The 4,745-nt window shown below is 64.4% G+C and carries 5 protein-coding genes; 1 reads left to right on the forward strand and 4 read right to left on the reverse strand.

What is annotated here, in order from left to right; genetic code table 11:
* The 4 genes from AC1D00_RS27350 to AC1D00_RS27365 form a co-directional block, all read right to left on the reverse strand.
* A partial coding sequence (locus tag AC1D00_RS27350) for a molybdopterin-dependent oxidoreductase (RefSeq protein ID WP_477012799.1) occupies positions 1–427 on the reverse strand: 427 nt, incomplete at its 3' end.
* A gap of 12 nt (positions 428–439) precedes the next feature.
* Positions 440–1,069 carry a cytochrome b/b6 domain-containing protein gene (locus AC1D00_RS27355; protein ID WP_135179239.1) on the reverse strand — a complete coding sequence of 210 codons (630 nt, stop codon included), beginning with the start codon at positions 1,067–1,069 and terminating at the stop codon, positions 440–442.
* A 180-nt stretch (positions 1,070–1,249) separates the two neighbouring features.
* Positions 1,250–1,804, reverse strand: a complete 555-nt coding sequence (locus AC1D00_RS27360; RefSeq protein WP_092189471.1) for a fasciclin domain-containing protein — start codon at positions 1,802–1,804, stop codon at positions 1,250–1,252.
* A 424-nt stretch (positions 1,805–2,228) separates the two neighbouring features.
* A complete protein-coding gene (locus tag AC1D00_RS27365) occupies positions 2,229–2,990 on the reverse strand; it encodes an SDR family oxidoreductase (protein WP_477012800.1) in 762 nt (253 codons plus the stop codon).
* 86 nt (positions 2,991–3,076) lie between these two features.
* Between AC1D00_RS27365 and AC1D00_RS27370 the strand changes: the two genes are divergently transcribed.
* Positions 3,077–4,606 (forward strand): malonate--CoA ligase, encoded by a 1,530-nt coding sequence (locus tag AC1D00_RS27370; RefSeq protein WP_477012801.1) that lies wholly within the window; start codon positions 3,077–3,079, stop codon positions 4,604–4,606.
* The last annotated feature ends 139 nt before the right edge of the window (positions 4,607–4,745 follow it).

Consider the following 4,745-nt stretch of genomic DNA (forward strand, 5'->3'; position numbering starts at 1 on the left):
GACGCGTGATCTGCGTGACCTGCGGCAACTTGTAGAGCTCATCCAGCGTCCAGGACTTCTTGTTGTCGACGAGGCCGCGCACTTCGAGCTTCCAGTCCGCGGCCGAAACCTCCGGCGCATCGTCGAGATCGTAATAGGCGTTGAACGGAAACGGCTTCGTGATGGCGCTCTCGGGGAAGGTCGGCGCCAGCGCGTCGGGATTGAAGATGAAATCCTGCACGGCGTCGTTGAACTTCGAGACACTCTTCAGCATCTCCTCGGCGGAGGACGAGTCGATCACGTCGCAGCCGGTGAGCAGCGTCAGCGCGCCGAGGCTGGCGCCGCCCGCGATGAAGCGGCGGCGGGTGACGTCAGGCATCGTCTTGATCGAGTCCTTGATCAGCAGCCGCTTGTCGACGCCGGGGATCAGGAATGAACGCTTGGCCATGGCTGCTCTCCCTCAGCGACCGATGATCATCGCGCGCAGGCTCTTCGGCACCAGCAGCGCGAGGGCGACGTGGATGACAAGGAAGGCGCAGATCGCGGCCATGCAGAAGAAGTGGACGTAGCGCGCGGTCGGATAGTCGCCGAACAGCGTCACCAGCCAATGCAGTTGCACCGGCTTCCACATCCCCAGGCCGGACAGCACGATGAGCACGCCGACCACGATGATGCCGGCATAGAGCACGCGCTGCACGTAATTGTAGACGGTGAGATCGTCATGGCCGAGCTTGAAGGTGAGCGCGGCCCTGACGTCGTGGAGCACGCCGGACGGCGTGATCGGCAGCAGCTTTTTGCGGAAGCGGCCGGTGGCGAAGCCCGTGATGAGATAGGCGAGGCCGTTGATCATCAGGAGCCACATCGCCGCAAAATGCCAGAGCAGGCCGCCGCCGAGCCAGCCACCAAGCGTATACTCGCGCGGAAAACTGAAACCGAACAGCGGCGAGGCGTTGTAGATCTGCCAGCCCGACAGGATCATCAGGATCATGGCAAGAGCGTTGATCCAATGCATGACCCGAACCCAGGCCGGCTGGATAACTTTGGCCGGGCTGGACCGGACCTGCTCGTCGGTGACTGTGAGGCTTGCCATGATGGTTTCGTCCTTGGATCGTCTGTCGGGAATTATACGCCGGGCATTCCGTTTTCGTTACGCCCCGCCGACGATCGAATCGATGCCGGCGGGCTATCGCGGTCACAATAAAGCGAGCCGGGTGGCCCCGGCTCGCCGTTTCGTCGCACCCTGCCGGGGATGAAACAGGACGCCGCGGTGTTACGTCGCCGGCATCAGCACGGTGTCGACCACATGGATCACGCCGTTCGACTGGTTGACGTTGGAAATCGTCACCATCGAGGTGCCGCCCTTGGCGTCGATGATCCAGACCTTGCCGTCCATCTTCTTCACCGTCAGCTCCTCGCCTTCCGCCGTCTTCAGCTTCTTGCCGTCGGTGAGGTCGGAGGCCTCGAGCTTGCCGGGCACGACATGGTAGGTGAGAATCTTGGTCAGGGTCGCCTTGTTCTCAGGCTTGACCAGGGTGTCGACGGTGCCGGCCGGCAGCTTGCCGAAGGCGGCGTTGGTCGGCGCGAACACCGTGAACGGGCCCTTGCTTTCCAGCGTCGGCACGAGACCGGCCGCCTTCACCGCCGCCACCAGCGTGGTGTGGTCCTTGGAGTTGACGGCGTTCTGGACGATGTTCTTGGACGGGAACATCGCGGCGCCGCCGACCATGACGGTCTTCTCCTCGGCGCGAACGGGCGCGACGACGGTCGCGGTGATGGCGAGGGCGCTGAAGGCGGCGGCAGCGAGATAGGCAATACGCTTCGACATGGAAGGTCTCCCGATTGAATTGAGCCCGGCAATGGCCGGTGCTTGAGTTGGGGCAACAACGGCGGCTGCGGCAGTTTGACGTGAGCAGCAGCGCCGTCGTTGGACCGAACTACGGGAGGGTTTGCGAAGCGGTTTCGGGGAAAAATTCTTTGTGATGCGTGAAACTATGCGCGGGGTGCTTCGTGTGGTGCGCGGGCGCGGTCCACACACTGCGCTGTCGTCCCGGACAAGCGCAGTTCCCGACAACGCGCAGCGTTGTCTGGAGCGGAGCGCAGAGCCGGGACCCATAACCCCAGAAAGATATCGTGGCACGAGCTGGCAACCACGAGTCTTCGCCAAACTCCTCCCTGTGGGTATGGGTCCCGGGCTCGCGACTTCGTCGCGCCCCGGGACGACGAGTGGAGATTGTGGCGCGCGCTATACCTCAATCCCTGCTCAACGGCGTCTGAACGAATCCGCGATTATGCGTCGGGCTGATCAGGAGCTCGTTGATGCAGACGCGCGCCGGCATCGACGCGATGAAGGCGATGGTGCGACCGAGATCTTCGGACTGCAGCATCCTGGCCTGCTCCTCCTCGCTCGGCACCACCGGGCGCAGCTTCAGGATCGGGGTCGCCACCTCGCCCGGCATCAGGCAGCAGGCGCGCAGGCCGTTGACGCATTCGTCCATGTTGAAGGAATGGGTCAGCGCCAGCACCGCGTGCTTGGTCGTGGTGTAGGCCGGGCCCGGCATCTTCGAGACGTGGCGGCCGGCCCAGGACGAGACGTTGATGATCGAGCCGTCCCTTTGCTTGCGCATCGTCGGCAGCACCGCGCGCATGCAATAGAGCACGCCGTTGAGGTTGACCTGGACCAGCTTGTCCCAGCCCTCCAGTTCCATGTCCTTCCAGCTCCGCTTGGGGACATTGATGCCGGCATTGTTGACCAGCAGGTCGATGCGGCCGTGCTTCGCAACGATCTGGTCGGCCGCCTTCTGGGCCTCGTCCGCGTTGGACACGTCCAGCGCGATGGCCTCGGCCGCCCCGCCCGCCCCGGTGATCTTGGCAACCACGGTATCCAGGGCTGACTGGCGCCGGCCCGACACCACCACCGTCCAGCCGTCGGCCGCTAACGCCTCGGCGCCGGCCTCCCCGATCCCGCTGCCCCCGCCCGTGACCCAGGCCACGCGTTTCCCGTTTTTTGTCATGCCAACTGTCTCCGTTGCTTCATCGGGGCGGTTTTTGCTAATCCAGCCCTCGGTTTTGACCGACCTTGCGGTCCAGGAAATCTTGCATGAACCAAGCTGCCAACGCCAACCTGTTTTCCCGCCTGTTCGACGGCCTGGACGATCCCAAACGCCTCGCCATCGAGACGCATGACGGCGCCCGTATCAGCTATGGCGATCTGGTTGCGCGGGCCGGGCAGATGGCGAACGTGCTGGTCGCGCGCGGCGTGAAGCCCGGCGACCGCGTCGCGGTGCAGGTCGAGAAATCGGTCGCGAACATCGTGCTGTATCTCGCCACGGTGCGGGCCGGCGCGGTCTACCTGCCGCTCAACACCGCCTATACGCTGAACGAGCTCGATTACTTCATCGGCGATGCCGAGCCGTCGCTGGTGGTCTGCGATCCCTCCAAGGCGGAAGGCCTCACCCCGATCGCCGCCAAGGTGAAGGCTGGGGTCGAGACGCTCGGCCCCGACGGCAAGGGCTCGCTGACGGAGGCCGCCGACAAGGCGAGCAGCGAGTTCGCGACCGTTGCGCGGGCGAGCGACGATCTCGCCGCGATCCTCTACACGTCGGGCACCACCGGCCGCTCCAAGGGCGCGATGCTCACCCACGACAATCTCGCGTCGAACTCGCTGAGCCTCGTCGGCTATTGGCGCTTCACCGACAAGGACGTGCTGATCCACGCGCTGCCGATCTACCATACGCACGGCCTGTTCGTGGCGACCAACGTGACGCTGTTTTCGCGGGCGTCGATGATCTTCCTGCCGAAGCTCGACCCCGACCTGATCATCAAGTTGATGGCGCGCGCCACCGTGCTGATGGGCGTGCCGACCTTCTACACCCGCCTCCTGCAAAATGCCGCGCTGTCGCGCGAGACCACCAAGCACATGCGGCTGTTCATTTCGGGCTCGGCGCCGCTGCTCGCCGAAACCCACCGCGAATGGTCCGCGCGCACCGGGCACGCGGTGCTCGAGCGCTACGGCATGACCGAGACCAACATGAACACGTCGAACCCCTATGACGGCGAGCGCGTGCCCGGCGCGGTCGGCTTTCCCCTGCCCGGCGTCTCCGTGCGCGTGACCGACCCCGAGACCGGCAAGGAGCTGCCGCGCGAGGAKATCGGCATGATCGAGGTCAAGGGCCCGAACGTGTTCAAGGGCTACTGGCGCATGCCGGAGAAGACCAAGGCCGAATTCCGGCCCGACGGCTTCTTCATCACCGGCGACCTCGGCAAGATCGACGGCAAGGGCTACGTCCACATCCTCGGCCGCGGCAAGGATCTCGTCATCTCCGGCGGCTTCAACGTCTATCCGAAAGAGATCGAGAGCGAGATCGACGCGATGCCCGGCGTGGTCGAATCCGCCGTGATCGGCGTGCCGCATGCCGATTTCGGCGAAGGCGTCACCGCGGTTCTCGTCTGCAACAAGGGCGCGGACGTCAGCGAAGCTTCGGTGCTGAAGGCGCTCGACGGCCGGCTCGCCAAATTCAAGATGCCCAAGCGCGTCTTCGTCGTCGACGAGCTGCCGCGCAACACCATGGGCAAGGTGCAGAAGAACGTGCTGCGGGATACGTACAAGGATATTTACGCGAAGAAGTGAGGCGTGGACTCGTCGAGGAGCCACCATACGACGCGCTGTCATGCCCCGCGAAAGCGGGGCATCCAGTATTCCAGAGGCGGCTATGATAGAACCGAGAGGCTGCGGCGTACTGGATTCCCCGCCTTCGCGGGGAATGACA

This window comes from Bradyrhizobium sp. P2_E8, from assembly GCF_056403875.1.